General features: G+C 66.0%; 21 protein-coding genes. 9 read left to right on the forward strand and 12 right to left on the reverse strand.

Translation table 11 applies throughout. The features are described from left to right. Nucleotides 1-105: 105 nt before the first annotated feature. On the reverse strand, nt 106-525 hold the full coding sequence (locus tag AWC27_RS26780; protein WP_085673539.1) for a hypothetical protein: 420 nt from the start codon (nt 523-525) through the stop codon (nt 106-108). 107 nt (nt 526-632) lie between these two features. Between AWC27_RS26780 and AWC27_RS26785 the strand changes: the two genes are divergently transcribed. Together AWC27_RS26785 and AWC27_RS26790 are read left to right on the forward strand one after the other, a co-directional pair. Next, complete coding sequence (locus AWC27_RS26785; protein ID WP_085673541.1) at nt 633-1,709, forward strand: NAD(P)H-dependent amine dehydrogenase family protein; 1,077 nt, start codon at nt 633-635, stop codon at nt 1,707-1,709. Then, the gene (locus AWC27_RS26790) at nt 1,706-2,479 is read left to right on the forward strand and encodes an SDR family NAD(P)-dependent oxidoreductase (protein WP_085673543.1); all 774 of its coding nucleotides are present in this window, start codon (nt 1,706-1,708) and stop codon (nt 2,477-2,479) included. The genes AWC27_RS26785 and AWC27_RS26790 overlap by 4 nt, the downstream gene beginning before the upstream one ends. Before the next feature lie 21 nt (nt 2,480-2,500). On the opposite strand, the gene AWC27_RS26795 is transcribed toward AWC27_RS26790, so the two are convergent. The 4 genes from AWC27_RS26795 to AWC27_RS26810 are packed head-to-tail and all read right to left on the reverse strand — an operon-like array spanning nt 2,501 to nt 6,990. After that, nucleotides 2,501-3,487, reverse strand: coding sequence for a D-2-hydroxyacid dehydrogenase family protein (locus AWC27_RS26795; RefSeq protein WP_085673545.1), 987 nt, complete (start codon nt 3,485-3,487; stop codon nt 2,501-2,503). 28 nt (nt 3,488-3,515) lie between these two features. Further along, a complete protein-coding gene (locus AWC27_RS26800; protein ID WP_085673547.1) occupies nt 3,516-4,424 on the reverse strand; it encodes an HpcH/HpaI aldolase/citrate lyase family protein in 909 nt (302 codons plus the stop codon). Between the two features lie 15 nt (nt 4,425-4,439). Continuing rightward, nucleotides 4,440-5,624 (reverse strand): CaiB/BaiF CoA transferase family protein, encoded by a 1,185-nt coding sequence (locus AWC27_RS26805; RefSeq protein ID WP_085673549.1) that lies wholly within the window; start codon nt 5,622-5,624, stop codon nt 4,440-4,442. Continuing rightward, entirely contained in the window at nt 5,617-6,990 is a 1,374-nt protein-coding gene (locus tag AWC27_RS26810) for an LLM class flavin-dependent oxidoreductase (RefSeq protein ID WP_085673551.1), read from the reverse strand. Before AWC27_RS26810 ends, AWC27_RS26805 begins: the two co-directional genes overlap by 8 nt. Nucleotides 6,991-7,057: 67 nt before the next feature. Here AWC27_RS26810 and AWC27_RS26815 point away from each other — a divergent pair, with 67 nt between their 5' ends. The 3 genes from AWC27_RS26815 to AWC27_RS26825 all read left to right on the forward strand — a co-directional run bounded on the left by AWC27_RS26815 (nt 7,058) and on the right by AWC27_RS26825 (nt 13,119). Beyond that, nucleotides 7,058-7,708, forward strand: a complete 651-nt coding sequence (locus AWC27_RS26815; RefSeq protein ID WP_085673553.1) for a GntR family transcriptional regulator — start codon at nt 7,058-7,060, stop codon at nt 7,706-7,708. Nucleotides 7,709-7,897: 189 nt separating this feature from the next. Beyond that, nucleotides 7,898-11,797 carry a Pls/PosA family non-ribosomal peptide synthetase gene (locus tag AWC27_RS26820; protein ID WP_085673555.1) on the forward strand — a complete coding sequence of 1,300 codons (3,900 nt, stop codon included), beginning with the start codon at nt 7,898-7,900 and terminating at the stop codon, nt 11,795-11,797. Continuing rightward, nucleotides 11,794-13,119 (forward strand): M1 family metallopeptidase, encoded by a 1,326-nt coding sequence (locus tag AWC27_RS26825; protein ID WP_085673557.1) that lies wholly within the window; start codon nt 11,794-11,796, stop codon nt 13,117-13,119. Before AWC27_RS26820 ends, AWC27_RS26825 begins: the two co-directional genes overlap by 4 nt. Here AWC27_RS26825 and AWC27_RS26830 read toward each other — a convergent pair. Both AWC27_RS26830 and AWC27_RS26835 read right to left on the reverse strand, forming a co-directional pair. Then, the gene (locus tag AWC27_RS26830) at nt 13,116-13,523 is read right to left on the reverse strand and encodes a DUF2237 family protein (RefSeq protein WP_085673559.1); all 408 of its coding nucleotides are present in this window, start codon (nt 13,521-13,523) and stop codon (nt 13,116-13,118) included. The two genes, AWC27_RS26825 and AWC27_RS26830, sit on opposite strands and share 4 nt — an antisense overlap. Before the next feature lie 44 nt (nt 13,524-13,567). Further along, on the reverse strand, nt 13,568-13,879 hold the full coding sequence (locus tag AWC27_RS26835; RefSeq protein WP_085673561.1) for a PE family protein: 312 nt from the start codon (nt 13,877-13,879) through the stop codon (nt 13,568-13,570). Nucleotides 13,880-14,115: 236 nt separating this feature from the next. Between AWC27_RS26835 and AWC27_RS26840 the strand changes: the two genes are divergently transcribed. Further along, entirely contained in the window at nt 14,116-14,511 is a 396-nt protein-coding gene (locus AWC27_RS26840; RefSeq protein WP_085673572.1) for a hypothetical protein, read from the forward strand. Here AWC27_RS26840 and AWC27_RS26845 read toward each other — a convergent pair. Genes AWC27_RS26845 through AWC27_RS26865 form a run of 5 tightly spaced genes read right to left on the reverse strand, consistent with a single transcriptional unit; the run spans nt 14,508 to nt 19,255 of the window. Beyond that, nucleotides 14,508-15,497 carry an LLM class flavin-dependent oxidoreductase gene (locus AWC27_RS26845; RefSeq protein WP_085673563.1) on the reverse strand — a complete coding sequence of 330 codons (990 nt, stop codon included), beginning with the start codon at nt 15,495-15,497 and terminating at the stop codon, nt 14,508-14,510. The genes AWC27_RS26840 and AWC27_RS26845 overlap by 4 nt on opposite strands. Next, on the reverse strand, nt 15,497-15,964 hold the full coding sequence (locus tag AWC27_RS26850; RefSeq protein ID WP_085673565.1) for a VOC family protein: 468 nt from the start codon (nt 15,962-15,964) through the stop codon (nt 15,497-15,499). The genes AWC27_RS26845 and AWC27_RS26850 overlap by 1 nt, the downstream gene beginning before the upstream one ends. Before the next feature lie 19 nt (nt 15,965-15,983). Continuing rightward, nucleotides 15,984-16,733 carry an SDR family NAD(P)-dependent oxidoreductase gene (locus AWC27_RS26855; RefSeq protein WP_085673566.1) on the reverse strand — a complete coding sequence of 250 codons (750 nt, stop codon included), beginning with the start codon at nt 16,731-16,733 and terminating at the stop codon, nt 15,984-15,986. Continuing rightward, the gene (locus tag AWC27_RS26860) at nt 16,730-17,926 is read right to left on the reverse strand and encodes an MBL fold metallo-hydrolase (protein WP_085673574.1); all 1,197 of its coding nucleotides are present in this window, start codon (nt 17,924-17,926) and stop codon (nt 16,730-16,732) included. Before AWC27_RS26860 ends, AWC27_RS26855 begins: the two co-directional genes overlap by 4 nt. A gap of 51 nt (nt 17,927-17,977) precedes the next feature. Then, nucleotides 17,978-19,255: a sulfotransferase family protein gene (locus AWC27_RS26865; protein ID WP_085673568.1), complete on the reverse strand. Its 1,278-nt coding sequence runs from the start codon at nt 19,253-19,255 to the stop codon at nt 17,978-17,980. A gap of 133 nt (nt 19,256-19,388) precedes the next feature. Between AWC27_RS26865 and AWC27_RS26870 the strand changes: the two genes are divergently transcribed. The 3 genes from AWC27_RS26870 to AWC27_RS26880 all read left to right on the forward strand — a co-directional run. Next, nucleotides 19,389-19,811, forward strand: coding sequence for a YbjQ family protein (locus AWC27_RS26870; RefSeq protein ID WP_085673576.1), 423 nt, complete (start codon nt 19,389-19,391; stop codon nt 19,809-19,811). A 65-nt stretch (nt 19,812-19,876) separates the two neighbouring features. After that, the gene (locus AWC27_RS26875) at nt 19,877-20,236 is read left to right on the forward strand and encodes a hypothetical protein (protein WP_083114338.1); all 360 of its coding nucleotides are present in this window, start codon (nt 19,877-19,879) and stop codon (nt 20,234-20,236) included. A 291-nt stretch (nt 20,237-20,527) separates the two neighbouring features. Beyond that, nucleotides 20,528-20,676 (forward strand): 3,4-dihydroxy-2-butanone-4-phosphate synthase (locus AWC27_RS26880; protein WP_211281718.1); only part of this gene is annotated, 149 nt, incomplete at its 3' end.

The following is a 20,676-nucleotide window of genomic DNA, read 5'->3' on the forward strand; positions in this document are numbered from 1 at the left end:
TCTCCCCCGAACTCCTCTGTCCGGGGCGGTACTACCCACAGTGCCGCAGCACCAGCTCAATCGTCTTGACAGCAGAGGACAAATTTTTGACAGTTGAGGACAGCGCTAGCCGACCGGTGTGACGCCTGCGGTGGAGATCGTGAAGCCGCGGCCTCCCGTGACGGTACAGGTGACCCCGCTGGGTTCCGACCGGCAATTGAACGGGCCGAGCCCGGCGGTCATGCCGTAGGCCAGGGTCGGGGTTCCTTGGCCCGCGTTGCCCAGGCAGGTCTCGCCCGTGCAGGTCTTGAACGATCCGTCGGTGGCCATCCGCACCGATTGCGGCGGCGAGTCGGTCTGACAATACGTTTCATCGCCTATGCCACTGCCGCGGTGGTAGTTGATCTCGCAGCCCAGGTTGTGCGAGGGAGCCAGGAAGGAACACCAGGTCGATGTACAGACCGGGTTGTCGGCGGCGGCCTGCGGGACCCCCAGCCAAGCGCCGGCAAAGACGACCGCCAGCGCGGTGATGATTGTTCGATACACAGTGCCTCCCCAGTATCCCCAGTGTCGCGAGCGTAACGCCACGGCGAGATTCGCGTTTGTTTTTCGCGGTGGCGTTACGCTCGCGCTAAGCAAGCAAGGAGGTCACGATGGGTAACCCCGCCAGGCTTCGTGTCATCCAGTGGGCGACGGGGGGTGTGGGCAAGGCCGCGATCCAATGCGTGCTCAATCACCCGCAGCTGGAGCTGGCCGGCTGCTGGGTACACAGCGCCGACAAGCACGGCGTCGACGTCGGCCGGATCATTGGCGCGGCGCCGCTCGGCGTGACCGCGAGCACCAGCGCCGACGAGGTGTTGGCGCTGGATGCCGATTGCGTGGTGTACAGCCCGCTGGTCCCCAAAGACGAAGAGGTCGTGGCGATTCTGCGGTCCGGGAAGAACGTGGTGACCCCGGTCGGCTGGGTTTATCCGGACCTGGGCAACCCTGCGGTCAAGGCGATCTCCGACGCCGCAGTCGAGGGTGGGGTGACCCTGCATGGCTCGGGCATCCACCCCGGCGGCATCACCGAACGCTTCCCGCTCATGGTGTCGTCGCTGTCGTCGGCAATCACGCACGTGCGCGCCGAGGAGTTCTCCGACATCCGCACCTACAACGCGCCGGACGTGGTGCGGCACATCATGGGGTTCGGCGGCACCCCGGAGGAAGCCAGGCAAGGACCCATGGCAACCCTGCTCGAATCGGGCTTCAAGATGTCGGTGCGAATGATCGCCGACCACATGGGTTTTCGTATCGAACCCAACATCAGAACCAGCCAGGAAATCGCGGTGGCAACAGCCGACATCGACTACGACCCATTCCCGATCACCGCGGGCACCGTGGCCGCGCGCCGGTTCCGCTGGCAAGCCCTGGCCGACGGCGAACCGGTGATCACCGCGGCGGTCAACTGGCTGATGGGTGAAGCCGACCTGGAACCGGCCTGGAATTTCGGTGGTCGCGGTGAACGCTTCGAGGTCGAGATCACCGGCGATCCCACCGTGAGCCTCACCTTCAAGGGCTTGCAGCCGCCCTCGATCACCGAAGGGCTGCAACGAAATCCGGGCGTGGTGGCGACGGCAAATCACTGCGTCAATGCCATTCCCGACGTCTGTGCCGCCGAGCCGGGCATCAAGACATACCTGGATCTGCCGCTATTCGCCGGACGCCCGGCGCCGGGTCTGGCGCGATGACGTACTCACACCCTGATTCGCTGCGCGGCCAGGTCGCAATCGTCACCGGGGCCGCCCAAGGTGTGGGCAAGGGGATCGCCGCCGCGCTGCTCGAACGCGGCGCGGCGGTTCTGCTGGTGGACATCCTCGACGAAAAACTGAGCGCTACCACCGCCGAATTGCGGACGTGCGGCCATGCCGAGCAACTGACCGCCGACCTGCGTGACCCGGACAGCGCCCAGCGCATCGTGGCGGCTGCCGTCGACGCCTTCGGTACGGTGCACGGCCTGGTCAACAACGCCATCGCCACCAACGAGCCCAAGGCGTTCGTCGACATCACCACCGAAGACCTGGCACTGGGTTACGACGTCGGTCCGCGAGCGACCTTCCTGCTGATGCAGGCCGTGCACCCGGTCCTGGTCGAGGCGGGCGGCGGGTCGGTCGTGAACCTCGGATCGGGAACCGGCACCGGCGGCGAACCCAAGTGGGGCGGTTACGCGGCGGCCAAGGAAGGCATCCGTGGGCTGTCCAAGGTGGCCGCCCTGGAATGGGGCCGCGACAACATCCGAGTCAACGTGATCTGCCCGTTCGCCGAATCCGACGGCGTCAAAATGTGGAAGCAGTACGCGCCCGACGACTACGCGAAGGCGGTACGCCGTGTGCCGATGAAACGCATCGGCGACGTACGCACCGACGTGGGTGCGCTGGTGGCATTTCTGCTAGGCGCGGATGCGACATTCATCACCGGGCAGACCATTAACGTCGACGGCGGGATCGGTTGCTTCCGGTAATCGGGTCGCTGCGTGGCCGTTCTAGTGTTGTAGCGCACCGGGATTGGCGATCCGCACCGGCTTGCCGTCCAGCCAGGCCGTCACCGCTTCCACGGTGTCGGCGTAGAAGGCGCCCAGCATCTCGCGGGTGACATAACCCAGGTGGGGGCTCAACGTCACGTTCGGCAGCGACCGCAGCGGATGGTCCGGCGGCGCAGGTTCGACGTCGAACACATCCAAGCCGGCGCCGGCGATGCCCCCACTCCGTAGCGTGGCGATCAGCGCGGCCTCATCGACGATTGGGCCGCGCGACGTGTTGATCAAATATGCGTGCGGCTTCATCACGGCCAGCTCCTGTGCGCCGACCAGACCTCGCGTGCGCTCGGAGAGCACCAGGTGAACGGAAACCACGTCGGCTTCTTCGAACAGCGCTGCCTTCTCGACCCGGCGGGCACCGGCTGCCGCAGCGGCCTCCTCGGTAAGGTTCTGGCTCCACGCAATAACCTCCATACCAAATGCTTTGGCGTATTCGGCCATGCGTCTGCCGACCCGGCCGAGACCGAGCAGCCCAAGTGTCTTGCCCGACAGTGTCATTCCGGTGCTGGACTGCCAACCGCCCGCCCGCATCCGCCGGTGCTCTTCGGCGAGATTGCGCACCGTTGCGATCAATAACCCCCACGCGAATTCCGGTGTCGCGTCACCGATGGACCGGAATCGCGGGTGGGCGAAATTCGTGTGCGCGACCAGGACACCGCACTCGGTGGCGGCTGCCATATCCAAGTTGGGCAGCTTCTGGCCGACGATGGTGACCAGCTTGAGGACCGGCAATCGCTCAATGAGGCTGCGCGGAAAAGCCATCCGCTCGCGCATGGTGCACAGGACGTCGAACGGCCGCAGCACGTCTGCGGCCTCGGCTTCGCAGAGGTGGCGGTCGAAAACCGTGACCTCTGATCTGCTCTGTACTGCCGACCAATCGGCCAGCTCCAGGGCCACACCGGCGTAGTCGTCGAGTATCGCCACCCTGGGCATCCGGTCTCCTATCGCGAGTACGCCGAGTTCACCCTCGGTTGATCAACGCCGCCCGGGCCAGCGTCTCCTGCGCCATCTTCACGTGCGCGGCGTCCACCAGCACGCCGTTGACACCGACCGTGCCGCGGCCTTTGGCCTCGGCTTCGCGGTAGGCAGCTAGATTTCGCTGCGCCAAAGCGATTTCGTCGGCAGTCGGCGAATAGACCTCATTGGCGACGGGAACCTGCGATGGGTGGATCGCCCACTTGCCGGTGTAGCCGAGCAACGACGCCCGCCGGGCGTCCCGCTCGTATCCGGCCAGATCGCGGTAGTCCGGATAGGGCGCATCGATTGCGTCGATACCCGCGATCCGCGCGGCGACGATGACCTTGTTGCGCGCGTAATGCCAGAAGTCGCCGGGATACTCGCCCAGCGGAACGAAGTTGGTGTCCACCCGGGCGCCCTGGGACAGGGAGAAGTCGCCCACCCCGAAGATCAAGGCATCCAATCGGGGACTTGCCACCGCGATCGTCTCCGCATTGGCCAGGCCCTCGACTTCTTCAATCAGGACCTCGAGTCGAATGGTATTGTCCAGCCCCAGCTTTGACTCCAGCTGGGTGAGCAGCACGTCGACCCACCAGACATCACGCGCGGTACGTGCCTTCGGGATGATGACCGTATCTAGGTTCGCCCCGGCCTTGGTCACCACCTCGATGAGATCGTCGTGACACCACTGGGTGTCCAGGCCGTTGATGCGCACCGCGCGAGCCGTGGTGCCCCAGTCGATGTCGTTGAGGGCGGCGATCGCCTTGGCCCGCGATTGCACTTTGATCGCCACGGGTACCGCGTCTTCGAGGTCGAGGAACACCAGATCGGCCCCACACGCCGCGGCCTTGTCGAACATGTTGTCATTGCTTGCGGGTACGGCCAGCTCGGAGCGACGCAACAGGTCTGTCACCGCCAATCCTTTCCGTCACACCACGCCGCGGGCGCGTAGGTCGTCGATATCTTCGACGGTCAATCCGAGTAGCTCGCCGTACACCGCGGCGTTGTGTTCACCCAGACGCGGGCCCAGATGCCCTACCGTCCCATCCGCACAAGAGAAGCGCGGCACCGGTGCCTGTACCGTCATCGTTCCGAGCTGTTCGTCGGCGACCGGCACGAACACCCCGCGATGGGCCAGCTGCTCATCGGCCACCAGATCGCTGATGTCATACACCGGGGCGGCCGCGACTTCGTGCGCTTCGAACACCGCCATGGCTTCCGAAAGTGTCTTGCCGGCAACCCAATCCGCAACGACCGTGTCGACCTCGAGCGCCCGGGCCAGACGCCGCTGGGGGTCGGAGAAGTCGGCGTCGGCCAGTAGATCGGCCCTGCCGATCGCCTTGAACACCCGCAGCGCCAATGCCGGCGAACTACCGGACATGGCCAGCCACCGGCCATCCGACGTTCGATAGGTGTTGCGCGGCGCCGAGATGTCCCACCTATTGCCGGATCGCTCGGGCACCAGCCCCAATTGGTCGTAGCCCAACAGCGTCTGCTCCAGTAGCCGCGCCAACGGGTCGATGAGGTTGACGTCGATGAGCTGTCCTGGGCCGCCGTGCACGTCGCGGTGATACAGCGCCATCATCACCGCATACGCGGCATTCAGCGACGCGACCCCGTCGGCGAGCATGAACGGCGGCAGCGTCGGGGGCCCGCCGGCCTGCCCGGTGATATGGGCGAAGCCGCTCATTGCCTCCCCGAGGGTGCCGAACCCTGGGCGTTCACTCTTGGGCCCGGTCAACCCGTATCCGGTGATGTGCAGCACCACGATTCGCTCGTTGACCGCATGCAGGCTTTCGTAATCCAGGCCCCAGCCGCGCAAGGTCTGCGGCCGGGTGTTGAAGATGGCTACGTCGGCGTGCCGCACCAGCCCGCGGACCAGTTCTTGACCTTCGGCACGCCGCAGATCCAGGGTCACCGATCGCTTATTGCGCGAGATCGACTTCCACATCAATCCGATGCCGTCACGCTGGTTGCCCCAGCCGCGGATCGGGTCGCCGTATCGGGGTTCTTCGACCTTGATCACGTCGGCACCGAACTCGCCCAGATACGTCGCTACCAACGGAGCCGCCGCCAAGGTGGCGAGGTCGAGCACCCGCAGGCCGTCAAGCATCCGCACCAACGCGCTCCCGCATGTTCGAAGGCCTCTGCAGCCCAAGGTGGTCCCGCAACGTCGACGATTCATACTCGGTGCGGAACAACCCGCGGCGCTGTAGTTCGGGGACCACCATGCGCACCACATCTTCGAATGCGCCCGGCAAATGCGTTGCGGCCAAGACGAATCCGTCGCAGGCGCCACCCTCGAACCAATCCGCCATCTGGTCGGCGACCTGCTCGCCGGTACCGACGAACCTTGGGCCCTGCAATAAGGTGGCGCGGTGGCCGGCCAGGTCTCGCACCGTCACTGTGTCCCCCCCGATATGGGCGCGCAGATTCTGCACCAGCCCACGGATGCCCGAGACCGACGCGATCAGCTCATCGGTCACCGGGTCGTCCAGATCATGTTGGGCGAAATCGTAATTCATCAACTCCGACAAAAGCGTCAGCGAAGCCATCGGATGCACCAGGTCGTTGAGGAACATCGCTTCGCGTTCCTTGGCGTGCGCCTCGGATTCACCCACGACCGCATAGGCCATCGGACAGATCCGCACCGAGCCGGGATCGCGGCCGGCTTCAGCGATGCGGGCCTTCTGGTCGGCATAGTGGTTGCGTGCGACTTCCAGGCCGGGATCGCCGGTGAAGATCAATTCGGCCCAGCGCGAAGCGAATTCGCGCCCGCGGCCGGACGAGCCGGCCTGAATGATGACCGGCCGGCCCTGCGGGGTGCGCGGCACGGTCAGCGGTCCGCGCGACGAAAAGTACTGGCCTTCGTGTCCCAGCTCGTGCACCTTGTCCGGGTCGGCGTATTGACCGGACACCCGGTCGTGCCGGATCGCGCCGTCCTCCCACGTGTCCCACAGGCCGGTCACCACGTCCATGAATTCGTCGGCGCGATCGTAGCGTTCGTCGTGGCCCAGGTGGGCCTTGACGCCGAAGTTCTGCGCCTCGCTGTCGTTGACGGAAGTGACCACGTTCCAGGCGGCCCGTCCCCGGGACAGATGGTCCAGCGTCGCGAACGTCCTCGCCACGTGGAACGGGGCGTAATACGTCGTCGAATACGTCGCGCCGAGCCCGATCTTCGACGTGGCTTGCGCCAGCACCCCCAGCACCACACCAAGGTCCAGCTTGACCGGGCGGGCGCCGTGGAACACCGCCTCGGCCACCGATCCTCCGTAGACGCCCGGCATGGCAAGCCGGTCGTCGAAGAACATCAGGTCGAAGCAGCCCTCCTCGAGCTGCCGGCCGATCTTCGCGTAATAAGAGGCGTCCAGATACCCGTGTTCTGTGGCGGGGTGCCGCCACGACCCCGCGTACACAGAGGTGCTGCCGGCCTGCATGAACGCCACCAGGGACATCTTGTCGTTTCGCCGCTGAGACATATTCCGAAACTAACATCTGATATTTCAGATATCAAATGTGAGGTCTTCTGTTTGATATGCTGCGCCGGTGACGACACGACCCGGGATCGACATCTCCGGAACCGTGCGCGAGCGTGCCGCCCGCGAACTCCGGGACCGCATCCTCACCGGCGCCCTGCCGGCCGGGTCCCGCATCGACCTCGACGCCATCACCGAAGAGTTCGCCACCAGCCGCACCCCGGTTCGCGAGGCGTTATTGGAGCTGTCCTTCGAAGGCTTGGTCAAGGTCGCGCCGCGCAGCGGCATCACCGTCATCGGCATCAGTCCGTCCGACGTGCTGGACAGCTTCACCATTCTCGGGGTCCTCACCGGACAGGCCGCCGCCTGGGCGGCCGAGCGTATCGAGCCCGACGAGCTGGCCACGCTGCGTGAACTCGCGGCCGACGTCGTCGCCCGGTCCGGGGACGACAGCATCGGGGAGGCGAACTGGCTTTTCCATCAACGCATCCACCGCGCCGCCCACTCCCCGCGGCTGCTGACCCAAATCAGGCAAGCCGCCCGGGTGGTGCCCACCAACTTCCTCACCGTGTTTCCCGACCACGAGAAGCATTCGCTCGACGAGCACGAGGAGTTGCTGGACGCGTTCGGCACCAAGGATGCCGAACGTGCCCGCGCGGTCGCCGAACGCCATGTTCTCGAAGCCGGGCGTTTCCTGGCCGAGTGGCTGGAACGGCGGTAGCCCCTAAAGGAGATGGCGCCGGGGGGTGATATCGCCTGCGATATCGCTTCTGAAGAGGTGTCGTGCCCGGGAAGGCGCCGGTTCGGACCATGTATACCGTTTCAAATGCGATATCGCAGGCGATATCACCAAGGCGGCCCGGGGCCTGTCGACATCCACAGGTGCGGCAATCTCGCGTAGAAATATTGGGTGATTCCGGCGCAGTACCTGCTGTCGAGCAAGGCACCCAATCCGCGCACGCTCATCGACATCCTTTATGACACCGCCGCGCGCTATCCGGACGCCGCGGCCATCGACGACGGCGAAGTCCAGCTCACCTACAGCGAGCTGATCTCCGACATCGAGGACAGCGTTGGCTGGCTGGCAGCGCGGGGCGTGGGGCGCGGCGACCGGCTCGGCATCCGCATGCCCTCCGGGAGCTATTCCCTCTATGTCGCCATCCTGGCCGCACTTGCCACCGGCGCGGCATACGTTCCGGTCGACGCCGACGACCCCGACGAGCGCGCCGAATTGGTGTTCAGCGAGGCCAACGTGGTCGCCGTCATCACCGAGGCGGGCATCGAGCGCGGCCCCGGCTCGTCGCGCGGCTGGCGGGCCGGAAATCCGCAAACCCGCGATGACGCATGGATCATCTTCACCTCGGGATCGACCGGGACGCCCAAGGGTGTTGCGGTGACGCATCGCAGCGCCGCCGCGTTCGTCGACGCCGAGGCGCAGATGTTCCTGCCGGACAACCCGATTGGCCCCGGCGACCGGGTGCTGGCCGGGTTGTCGGTCGCCTTCGACGCATCCTGTGAGGAGATGTGGCTGGCGTGGCGGCACGGCGCGTGCCTGGTTCCCGCACCGCGATCGCTGGTCCGCAGCGGCATGGACCTGGGCCCGTGGCTGGTCACCCGCGATGTGACCGTGGTGTCCACGGTGCCGTCGCTGGCCGCGCTGTGGCCGGCTGAAGCGCTGGAAGCCGTCCGGCTGTTGATCTTCGGCGGCGAAGCGTGCCCGCCGGAGCTGGCCGAGCGGCTCGCCGTGGAAGGTCGCGAGGTGTGGAACACCTATGGCCCCACCGAAGCGACCGTGGTCGCCTGCGCGGCCAGGCTCGACGGCGCCGGACCGATCAGCATCGGGCTGCCGCTGACCGGATGGGACCTGGCCGTCGTCGACGCCGACGGGCAGCCGGTCAACCACGGCGAGACCGGCGAGTTGGTGATCGGCGGCGTCGGGCTGGCCCGCTATTTGGACGAGGACAAAGACGCCGAGAAGTACGCCGCGCTGCCCACGCTGGGCTGGACGCGGGCCTACCGCAGCGGAGACCTGGTAAGGCTGGAAGACGACGGCCTGTACTTCTGCGGCCGGGCCGATGACCAGGTCAAGGTCGGCGGCCGGCGGATCGAGCTGGGCGAGGTCGACTCGGCGCTGGTGAATCTGCCCGGCGTCAGCGGCGGCGCCGCAGCCGTTCGCCAAACCGGTTCTGGTGCAACGGTATTGGTCGGCTACGTGGTCAGCGCGGATCCGTCGTTCGACATAGCCGCAGCGCGCGGCGAGCTGGCCCGGCACCTGCCCGCAGCAATGGTCCCGCGCCTGGTGCACATCGACGAGTTGCCCACCCGCACGTCGGGCAAGGTCGATCGGGATGCGCTGCCGTGGCCACCCCCGGGCAGCGCAGATACAGACGAAACACCCGAACTGGCCGGCACCGCCGGCCGGCTGGCCGAGATGTGGCGCGACCTGCTGGGCGCCACCGTGGCGGGCCCGGAAGCAGACTTCTTCGCACTCGGCGGCGGCTCGCTTGCCGCCGCCCAACTCGTCGCCACACTGCGGCACCAATATCCGCAGATCACCGTCGCCGATCTCTATGACCATCCGCGGCTGGGCTCGCTGGCCGGGTTTCTCGACGAGCTCGAGCCACCCCCACAGGTCACCGAGCGGGTGGTGCGTCCGACTCCACGGCTGACCCAGCTGGCCCAAACCGTCCTGGCGGTACCCCTGGCGACGCTGGCGGCGTTGCCGTGGCTGACCTGGCTGGCGCTGCTCAACAACGTCGCCCGCGCCGTCCATCTGGTGCCCTGGACCGTGCCGGTGAACTGGTGGGTCGTCGCGGTGGCGTTCGTGGTGTTCGTGACGCCGGTGGGCCGGATGGGCATCGCGGTGTTCTTCGCGCGCATCCTGCTGCGCAAGGTGCAGCCGGGCAGCTATCCCCGGGGCGGCTCGGTGCACCTGCGGGTGTGGTTCGCCGAGCGGCTGGCCGCCGCCAGCGGTGCCGAGAACCTGGCCGGGGCGCCGTGGCTGGTTTACTACGCCCGGGCGCTGGGCGCCGACATCGGCAAAGGTGTTGACCTGCACTCGATTCCACCGGTCACCGGATTCCTCACCGTCGGGCCGCGCAGCGCGATCGAACCCGAGGTGGACCTGTGCGGTCACTGGATCGACGGGGACGTGTTCCACCTCGGCACGATCACAATCGGCAACGACGCGACCATCGGGGCGCGGACCACACTGCTGCCCGGCGCGGTCGTCGGCAAGAACGCCGACGTGGCCCCCGGCTCGGGCGTGCTCGACAAGATCAAGAACGGCCAGTACTGGAAGGGCTCGCCGGCGGTGAAGTCCGGCAAGGCCCGGCACCCCTGGCCGGACGAGCGGCCGGCCCGCAGGTCACATTGGGTCGCCGGCTATGGGCTGACCTCGCTGTTGCTCGCCGGTCTGCCGCTGCTCGCGGTGGCCAGCGGTCTCGCCGTGATCGCGGTGGCCGTGCGCGGCACCCGAAGGTTGTCACAGGCAGTACTGCCCGCGCTGGCGTGGTCACCGGTGGCGGCGCTGGCCGCGCTGGCGATGTACGGGCTGCTCACGGTTCTCGCCGTGCGGCTACTGTCCATCGGCCTGCGCGAGGGCTACCACCCGGTGCGCAGTCGCGCCGGCTGGCAGCTGTGGACCACCGAACGGCTGATGGACGCCGCACGCAATTACCTGTTCCCGCTCTATGCCGGCCTGCTCACACCGGTGTGGCTGCGCGTTCTCGGCGCCCGCGTGGGCCGGGGCACCGAGATCTCGACGGTGTTGCTCGTCCCCAAGTTCACCGTCATAGAGGACGGCGCCTTCCTGGCCGACGACACCATGGTCGCCTCCTACGAGCTGGGCGGCGGCTGGATCTACGCGGCCGAGACGACCGTGGGCCGGCGCGCATTCCTCGGCAACTCCGGGATCACCCAACCCGGGCGCCGCGTTCCGGACGACGGGCTGGTCGCGGTGTTGTCGGCGACGCCGCCCAAGGCCAAGCGCGGATCATCCTGGCTGGGCAGCCCGCCGATGCGGCTGCGGCGCCGGCCCACCGAGACCGACACCGAGACCACCTATGACCCGCCGCTGCGGTTGCGAATCATGCGTGCCGCGGTGGAAACCTGCCGACTGGTGCCGGTCTTCGTGACCGTCGCGATCGGGTTGGCCGTGGCGGGCGCGTTGCAGGCGCTAGCCAGGATTTTCGGCGTCTGGTGGGCGGCGCTGGGTAGCGGCCTGGTACTGCTGGCCGCCGGTGCCGTCGCCGGTGGCATCACCGTCGCCGCGAAATGGCTACTGGTCGGGCGGATCAAGGCGAGCGAATTTCCGCTGTGGTCGTCCTTCGTGTGGCGCAACGAGCTGGCCGACACGTTCGTGGAGACCGTTGCGGCGCCGTGGTTTGCCCGCGCCGCCAGTGGAACGCCGGTGCTGAATCTGTGGCTACGGGGCCTGGGGGCGCGCGTCGGCTCCGGCGCCTGGTGCGAGACCTACTGGCTGCCCGAAGCGGACCTGGTCGAACTCGGCGCCGGCAGCACCGTCAACCGCGGCTGCGTGGTGCAGACACACCTGTTCCACGACCGGATCATGCGGATGGACCGCGTGGTGCTGGAGCCCGGCGCGACGCTGGGGCCGCATTGCGTCGCGCTGCCGGCAGCGCGGCTGGGCGCCGGAGCGGCCGTCGGCCCCGCGTCACTGGTAGTGCGCGGCGACGAGGTGCCGCCGTCGACGCGCTGGCAGGGCAATCCGATCAGGCCGTGGGACGCCAGGCGCAAGAAAACCGCCAACAAGAAGGCGGCCGAAGGCGTCCAGGAGACCGCCGCATGAAGGGTTCGGCCAAGAATGCCCCCGCGGTCCCCCAGGTGATCGACCCGTACCTGCCGAAGAACGGCAACTTCGGCTACCGGGTGTCGCGCTACGAGCTGGACCTGGAGTACAAGGTCGCCAGCAATCGGCTATCGGGAACTGCGACCATCACCGCGGTCACGCTCACCGAGTTGCAGCAATTCACCCTCGACCTGTCCGCCGCTCTCAGCGTCGCCAAGGTGTCGGTGAACGGTAAGCGCCCGGCCCAATTCTCTTCGCGCGCGGGCAAATTGCGTGTCCGGCTGGAAGCCAAACTGCCGACTGGCGCGGCCTTGACGATCGTGGTGCGCTACAGCGGCGCACCGCGGCCGCTGCGGACGTTGTGGGGCGACGTGGGCTTCGAGGAACTGACCGACGGCGCTCTGGTCGCCGGGCAGCCCAACGGCGCCGCATCCTGGTTTCCCTGCGACGACCATCCCAGCGCCAAGGCCGCATTCCGCATCCAGGTCAGCACCGAAAGCGCCTACCGGGTGGTGGCCAACGGCAAGTTGGTGTCGCGGCGGGCCCGGGCTTCGCAAACCGTGTGGACCTACGAACAACCGGAGCCGACGTCGACCTACCTGGTCACCCTCCAGATCGGCAGATACGAACTGGCCCGGCTGGACACGACTCCGGTGCAGATGCAGGCCGCGTTGCCGGACCGGCTGCGCGAGGAATTCGACCACGACTTCGCCCGCCAGCCGCAGATGATGGAGTTTTTCGTCGACCGGTTCGGGCCTTACCCGCTGGCCAACGGCTACACGGTGGTGGTGACCGACGACCCGCTGGACATACCGCTTGAGGCCCAGGGGATTTCAATCTTCGGTTGCAATCACTGTGACGGCACCGGGGACAGCGAGCGGCTGATCGCGCACGAGCTGGCACACCAGTGGTTCGGCAATTCACTGACCGCGCGGCGATGGCGGGACATCTGGCTGCATGAGGGTTTCGCCTGTTACGCGGAGTGGTTGTGGTCCGAGCACGGCGGTGGCCCCAGTGCCGACGAGCTTGCCGGGTTACATCACGAACAGCTGCGCGACAAGCCCCAAGACCTGGTGCTGGCCGATCCCGGGCCGCGCAACATGTTCGACGACCGGGTGTACAAGCGCGGCGCGTTGACCCTGCATACCTTGCGCGCACAACTGGGTGACGAGAATTTCTTCGCGCTGCTCAAGGAATGGACCGAGCGGTACCGGTACGGCACCGTCGTCACCGAGGACTTCACCGCACTTGCGTCCACCTACTGCGACGAGTCGCTGCGCCCGTTGTGGGATGCCTGGCTGTACTCGACGGAAGTGCCCTAGGGCTGCTCCAGGTTCGCCAAATCGTCGGGCACGTCGACGGAGTGCTCCTGCAGCACCTCGAGCGGAATCACCTCGAGGGTTCGCTCGTGGGTGGAGGCCAGCACCACCGGCGCGGCGGCACCGTCGTCGTGGGCCCGCAGCCAATTCACGGCGGTGACGCACCAGCGATCGCCCGGCAACAACCCGGGAAATCGGTACTCGGGCACCGGGGTCGACAGATCGTTGCCGATCGAGCGCTGGTGCTCCAAGAATTCGGCGGTCACCACCGCACAGATCGTGTGCCAACCGACGTCTTCCGGTCCGGTGGAACAGCAGCCGTCACGGTAGAAGCCAGTCATTGGCTCGGTACCGCACGGCTCCAGCGGGCCGCCCAGCACATTGCGATCAGGCCGGCGATCAGACATACCTCAGTATCACGCTTCGGGCGCGAAAATTTGCCAAAGCCGGACTATCGCAGAGCGGCACCCAGCAGCAGGCCGGCGGCGTGGGCGTCGACGTCGGCATACATTCGAGCGATGTCGATGAATGCCGCGCCCGCCCGGGCCAACTCTTCCTGTGCCGCCTGGTTCAGGGCGATCATCTGGGCACCATCAGCGGCGAACAACATCGCCGCCTGAGCTGAGACCTCTTCGCCACCCGCGGGCAGCAGCGAGGTCAGCGACGTCGACGCAGTCGCAGCAGCCTGCAGGCCCTGGTAAGCGTTATCAGAGATTTGTGAACCGATGTCGGCGGCAGCCGAACCGATTGTCATGGGCTGCATGGGTTTCTCCTGTATCAGTCCGCGAGCTGGTCTTCTACAGTTACTCACTGCGATAGTAGCGATGGGCGACTGTTTCCGGATGCAAAATTGGAAAATTGCAACGGTGCTGCGCCGGACGCATTGCAATGGACCAAACCTTGTCCACAAGTACGGTGCGTCGCCGGCGATGGTTCACCGGCTTCTTCAAACTCGTGCTTCAGCGCAGCGACCGGGGAGGGTGCGGTAGGTTCTTCGGCGTGATACTCACGGGCGCCTTCCTGGCCGACGCGGCCGCCGCGGTAGACAACAAACTCAATGTGTCGGGCGGCGTGCTGTCCAGATTCGCGCTGGGGCCGGACCGATCGGCCCGCTTCGTGCTGGTAGTGCTGACCCAGGCGGAGCCCGGCAACACCGAGCGGCAGGTTGAGATCGAGATGCGGCCGCCGACCGACGAGGGCGAACCGATCAAGCTGCAGTTCGAGGTACCCGAATCGTCGGTAGCGGAGTTTCCCGGGTTCGCCTTCTTCGAGCTCCAGCTCCGGCTCCCGGTCAACGGCCGGTGGGTGCTGGTGGTGTCCGGCGGCAGCGGGGCGATCTCGCTTCCGGTTCTGGTCAGCGACATCCCGACGCAGCAGCCTTCGTTCGGTCTCTAACCCCGGGTCAGCGCCGGCAGCACGGCGTCGGTGAGTAACTGCACCGACTTCCACGCCTCGTCGAGGGGCATGCCGCCCACCAAGGGATGCATCACCAGCGGCCCGTAGTCTTCGCCGTCTTGCTGGGCTTCGCGCACTTCGGCGACGAGTTCGTCGGGCGTCAGAAACCGGTAGCGTCCCGACGCTTTGACTTCCTCCAGGGTCTGGACTCCCGGTAGGTGCATCAGCGACCGTGACTCGCCGGACCAGGCGCCGTAGGTGACGGCCTCCCACAGAATGTGTTCACCTAGATCGGCCCACGCCCGCTCCGGATCTTCGTGCAGGAAGATCATGCCGCGGTTGGTGGCGGCGGGCATGATGACGAACGGCACGATGCCGGCCTCGCCGCACAGCCGGCGGTAGTAGGCGGCGATGTCGGGCAGGTGATCGACCAAGCTCAGTGGCAACCCGAAACGCGCCGCCCGCCGTGCCGTGGCGCGCACACCGCCCCCGACGTACAGCGGCGGGTGCGGCCGCGTCCAGGTCCCGGTGCAGATCCCGGCATCCGGTTCGGCCCGCGACCAGACCGACAACATTCGTTCGATCAGGCCGTCCATCAGTGCGCCGCGCCGGCTGAAATCTGTTCCCAGCGCGTCATATTCGACAGGGCGGTAGCCGAGTCCGATCGTGGTATGCAGGCGTCCGCGACTCATATTGTCAACCAGTGCAATGTCCTCGGCCAGCCGCACCGGGTTCCACAGCGGCCCGAGCGCGCAGTCCACGCTGGCGATCAGCCGCGAGGTTCGCGCGAGGAACATCGATGCGGCCATGATGGGATTGCAGCTCCACCCGTGCCCGCTCGCATGATGCTCGTCGACACTGACCGTGGTGATCCCCCGCGATTCGCCCCATTGCGCGAGTTCGAGTGCGGTGCGGATCAACTCGCCCTGAGTGCGTGGATTGCCTTGCGGGGAAGCGAAGTTGAATCGGAGAACGGTCAGCACCATTATCGGGCCTGTGACTCCAGGAAGGCGGGAAAATCCGGGAACAATGCGCGGTCGACGATTTCGATGCGCACGCCGGCCGGGTCGAGGTAATAGGCGAACATCGCGAGTTCGGAACCGGTTACGGCGCCGGTCATTTCGAACGTGCAGCCGTTGCGCTCCAGCTCTTGTGCGGTGCCGGCGAGATCGTCGGTGAAGTAGCCGAGGTGGTGTACGGCATTGCCGGGTGCGGCCGTCCACGGGGTTCCGGGCACTTCTTGCAGGAGTTCGATGTATGGACTCTGCACGGAGTACACGATGGTCGACGTCAGCTCTTGGATTCCGGCGGTGGTCCGAAAAGGCAATGTGTAGGACAGGGGTTTGATCCACCGGTAGCCGGCCAGCGCGCTGAGGCGAGCCATTACGGCATCGAGGTCGGGTACCACGATGCCGGTGTGGTAGAAATCTTCGGGTTTCAATGCGAAGGTCATGGCGGGTTCCTTACTCCGGTCACACGCAATCCGACGCGCCGTCGACGACGAAGACGGCTCCGCTGGTGTAGCTGCTTTGCTCGGTACACAGAAATGCCACCGTCGGGGCGATCTCTGCGGCGGAACCGAAGCGGCGCAATGGAATATGCGCCAACTCGATATCCACCAACTGTTGCGCGACATGCATCGGCGCGGTCATGGGTGTATCGATGGTGCCCGGCGCCACCGCATTCACCCGGATGCCCTTGCCCGCCCACTTCACGGCGAGATTTCTTGTCACACAGACGATTCCGGCTTTCGCCGCACCGTAGCCGGGCACCAGGGTGACCGCCCGCAGGGCCGACATGGATGCCAGGTTCACCACGCTGGCTCCCCCCGCGGCGGTCGAGCACTTGAGTGCCCGGTAGAGGCCGACCGTCAACCGGTACGGCCCGATCAGGTTGAGGGCTACCGACGCGTCGAACCCGTCCGGCTTCGATTCGTCAAGGCCGCCGGGAAAATTGGCACCGGCGTTGTTGATCAGCACATCGAGCCCGGTGAAGCCCTGTGCCAGGTTGTCGACGGAATCGGGATCGGCGATCTGCAGCCGCTGATAGGCCATGCCGGCCAGATCCGTTTCGTATTCCCCGGAATCCGACTTGGTTCCGGTGACGGTGACTTCGGCACCCGCATCCCGGAACAGCGTCGCGATCGCATGCCCGATCCCGCTGGTGCCGCCGGTTATCAGGGCTGTGGTTCCGGTGAAATCGAAACTCACCTGTGCCGTCATGAATTGCTCGCAATCTGTTGTTTGAGCCAGGCGCTTTCCCAGAAGTTGACGCTGCCGGCCAGCAGCTGCTCGTGCGCTTGGCGCAGTACGTCGCGCGCGCCGCGGTGGTCTGCGGGAAGCAGCTCGGCGAGGTGGATGGCATGCAGGGGGCGGCCTTCGGCCAAGTGAGTGCGAGCCCGCCGCGCCAGCTCGTCGGCGCCGGCCAGTTCCACGATGTCGGCGGCGACGGCGTCGAAACCGACCGGATAGAGTTCGGTGGTCGACCGGTGATGGAACCAGCCCGAGTAGTTCTCCCAGATGGCCCGCACATCCCAGGACACCTTCCCATATCCTTGGCCCACTTCGTATTCCGCGGGCAAGGTGATTTCGCGCATCAGGGTCGCGACATCCTTGCCCGCGTTCATCCCGGCTACGGTCTCGTCGTGTAGGTACTGGATCGCATTGCGTAGCCGGGTCAGTTCGGCGTCGATCCTGGCGGCGCCGGCGATCGGGTCGAAGTGGCCGGTGACGAGCAGCTCGGGTTGCAGCTGGCGCACCCGCTCAACTGAGGCGATGGCCGTCAGCGCATCCCGGTACCGGTCGCCGCGAATGGTGACCAGGTTCGGAATGTGCCCGAATAGCGGACCAAATGTGTTCCCGCACAGACAGGTCCGCTCGTCGGGCAGCCAGATCACCAGCGAGTCGTTCGTCTCTCCGCCCGGGACGGCGATCAACTGCAGCCTGCGCCCGCCGACCTCCAGGCTCAGCGTGTCTTCGAAGTCGAGATCGACGGTGGGCACACTCTGGCCGGGCAGGCGCCGAGTCCCCAGCCGTCGTTGAATTGCCTGGACGCCAGCGGCCAGGGTGTCTTTGAACGCGAAGGCGCTGCGGCTGGCGCGGTATGGGATGAGACGCTCGTTATCGTCGCGCCAAAGCGTCCAATTCGCTTGCGCGACAACGGTGGTATCGGGATCGCGCACGCTGTCCAGGCCGCCGACGTGGTCGACGTGGCCCTGGGTGAAGATGATGTAGCGCACCGGCGAGGAGTCGACGGCGTCGAAGTTGGCGCGGTGCACCGGACCCTCAAAACCCATGCCGGTGTTGACGATCACCCGGCCATCCCCCGTGGTCAGCAGGTAGGCATTGGACAGCCCTGGCGAGCACCACAACCCCGGGGCGATCTGCTCTGCCCGCTCGGCGCACGCCGGGCGCATCTCGTCAGCACCCGGCCGGTTGCGGAAGACCGGTTCCAACTGTTGCCTCCTTCATTCCGGGCGGACGTCGAACCTGTCGAAATAGAAACCGAACCGCCCGCGCAGGTCATCGGCCGAGATGCCGAAATGCCGTTGCAGGTCATAGCGAATGCGGCCGTGCTTGCCGCGCGGATTACCGTCGAGGTATCGCTGCAAGCGGTCCCGCACCTGGGATGTCAGTTCGAAGCCGCCACGCCGGTAAAGCTCATCCAGCAGCGACATCTCGTTGCCGTTGAGGTGGTGAAAGCCGATGTCGATGCTGTGTTCGTCGGAGACGAGATCGCGGTCGTGCACGCACGCGCTCAAGAGCCGCCGCACCCGGTCGCTCCAATAGTCCAGCAGCCACTCGGGGTCGATGCTGGTGCGGCGCAGCCGGTCGGAGTAGGCCATCATCGTGATCGCCGACTGGATGACGGCTACCGGGTCGCGGTGCGTGAAAGCCACTGTGGCGTCGGGGAAGGTAGCCATCAGCGGGCCGAGCTGTTCACAGTGCTGAGGACTTTTCAGGACCCAGGTCTGCGGACCCCGCAGAAACGTCAATGCCTGCAGCACCTTCTTCAAGTAGGCGTAGTGCCGTGTTTGATCCAGGCTGAGGTAGTAGTCCCGCCAATCCGGCACGCGTGCATGCCATTCCAGCACGTAGCTCGCCAGATCCAGGTCGAGGAGTTCGACTTCTTCCTCGATGGCCTCGGGGAACCGGTCGTGCATGGCGGCCACCACCGGTGCGCTGGCCATCAGTGCGTCGTGTTCCTGCTTGGCGCGCGTGTAGCGGGGGTCGACGCCGAAGATGTCGGGCCCTTGGCCGCGCGCGGGTATCGGCTCCTGGCTCTCCCAGTACGGCAGCGCGCGGCGGCGCGGGTCGGCGGCGATGAGGTTGACCAGATGAGTGGTACCGGACCGCGGCATGCCCACGACGATGAACGGCTTCTCGATCGGAATCGATTCGATCTCGGGATAGCGCTTGACGAGTTCGGTCAGCGACAGGCGGTTGCGCAGCAGGCGTACCACCCGCTGCCGCAGGGTGGAACGGGTGAGTTGAGTTAGGCCTTCGTCGGCTTCGATCGCGGCCACGTGCGCGCGCAATCGGTCGCCGACGCCGTCGGTCTCGTTCAGATCGGCGGCGCCGGCCTGTTCGATGGCTTCGGCGAGCATCCGGTCGATGTCGAATTCGACGTGTCTGGACTCGGTGAACTTCAAGATCTGACGCTGCACATCGGTCAACTGGGGCGAGATCAGGTCGTCGAAGTCGATGTCCTCGATGTCCTGGCTGTGGGGGCCCAGCGAACCCATGACACAGACCGTAGCCGCGGATGCGGATCCGTCGTCAACAGACCTGCCGCCAACCGCACAGCAACGACCGGAAACTGCGGTAGCGCGCGGTACCCTGCACCCGAAGTTCTTATCCCGGCAGAAAGGCTGTCCGTTGCTCGTCGTCACTACCAATGACATTCCCGGGTGGGAGATCCAGCGCGTATGCGGCGAAGTCTTTGGACTCACTGTCCGGTCGCGGAATGCCTTCTCTCAGATAGGTGCCGGCTTTAAATCCATGTTCGGTGGCGAGCTGCAAGGCATGACGAAGAATCTGGCCGAAAGCCGCAACGAGGCGATGCTCCGGCTCATTAACGAGGCCCGTAACAAAGGCGGCAACGCGATCATCGGAATGCGCTTCGATACCACCGAGCTCGGCGACGTGTGGACCGAGATCTGCGCCTACGGCACCGCGGTGCAAGCCGTGCCGGTCACCGATGGCGCGCGCTACACCGCCTCCCAATTGGGCTACGGCGGCGCGCCCCAACCGCAGACGCCGCAAGCCCCGCCGCAGCAACAGCCCTATAGCGCGGGTTGACCCTGACGGGTGGCCCAACGCACCCTCGACCGTCTCGACGAACTACAGAGCGGTAAGTTCGCGGGGTGATTGTCGGGGCCTTCCTGGCCGAAGCGGCTTCGGTGGTGGACAACAAACTCAACGTGTCGGGCGGTGTGCTGTACCGATTTGCCGTTGAGCCCGACCGGTCGGCCCAGTTTCTGCTTGTCGTGCTGACCCAGGCGGAGACGGGAGGCCCGGACCCCCGAGTCGACGTGGAGATCAGGCCTCCGACCGATGACGAACCCCTTTATCTGACGTTTGAGCTGCCAGAGGCCGCCACCGCGGCCGAGGTGGGGTTCGCGATCTTCGGCATCGACATAGTCATGCCCGTTGACGGTCGCTGGGTGATCGTCGTTACCGGCGGCGCGGGAGCGGTCTCACTGCCATTGCTGGTGAGCGGCTGAGGCCGCGCCCTTCACGGAATTGTCCAGGAATTTCCAAGCTACTTGGGCATAATTACTAATGTTAATTGTCCGCATAGGGCCTTATAGTTTTTCATGTCACAAGCCGCTAAAGACCTCCGATGTGGATCACCATCGGGGGATCAATAAACGTGCGAATCGGCTCCGCGCCAAACGGACGCTTCCCAGCGGCGGCTTTGCTGATTTACGCTGCAGCGGTCGGGCTGACCAGCCTTTCCGCCTTTTCGACCCCCCGGCTTCTGTTATGAGCCGGCCTGACAACAAGGTGGCACGATGACAAAGTTTGACTCCGTTGAGCGGGCGGTAGCCGACATTGCTGCCGGCAAAGCCGTCGTCGTCGTCGACGACGAGGACCGCGAAAACGAGGGCGACCTGATCTTCGCCGCGGAGAAGGCGACGCCGGAGTTGGTGGCGTTCATGGT

Origin of the sequence: Mycobacterium szulgai (assembly GCF_002116635.1) — a bacterium.
In the GTDB taxonomy this organism is placed as follows: Bacteria; Actinomycetota; Actinomycetes; order Mycobacteriales; family Mycobacteriaceae; genus Mycobacterium; species Mycobacterium szulgai.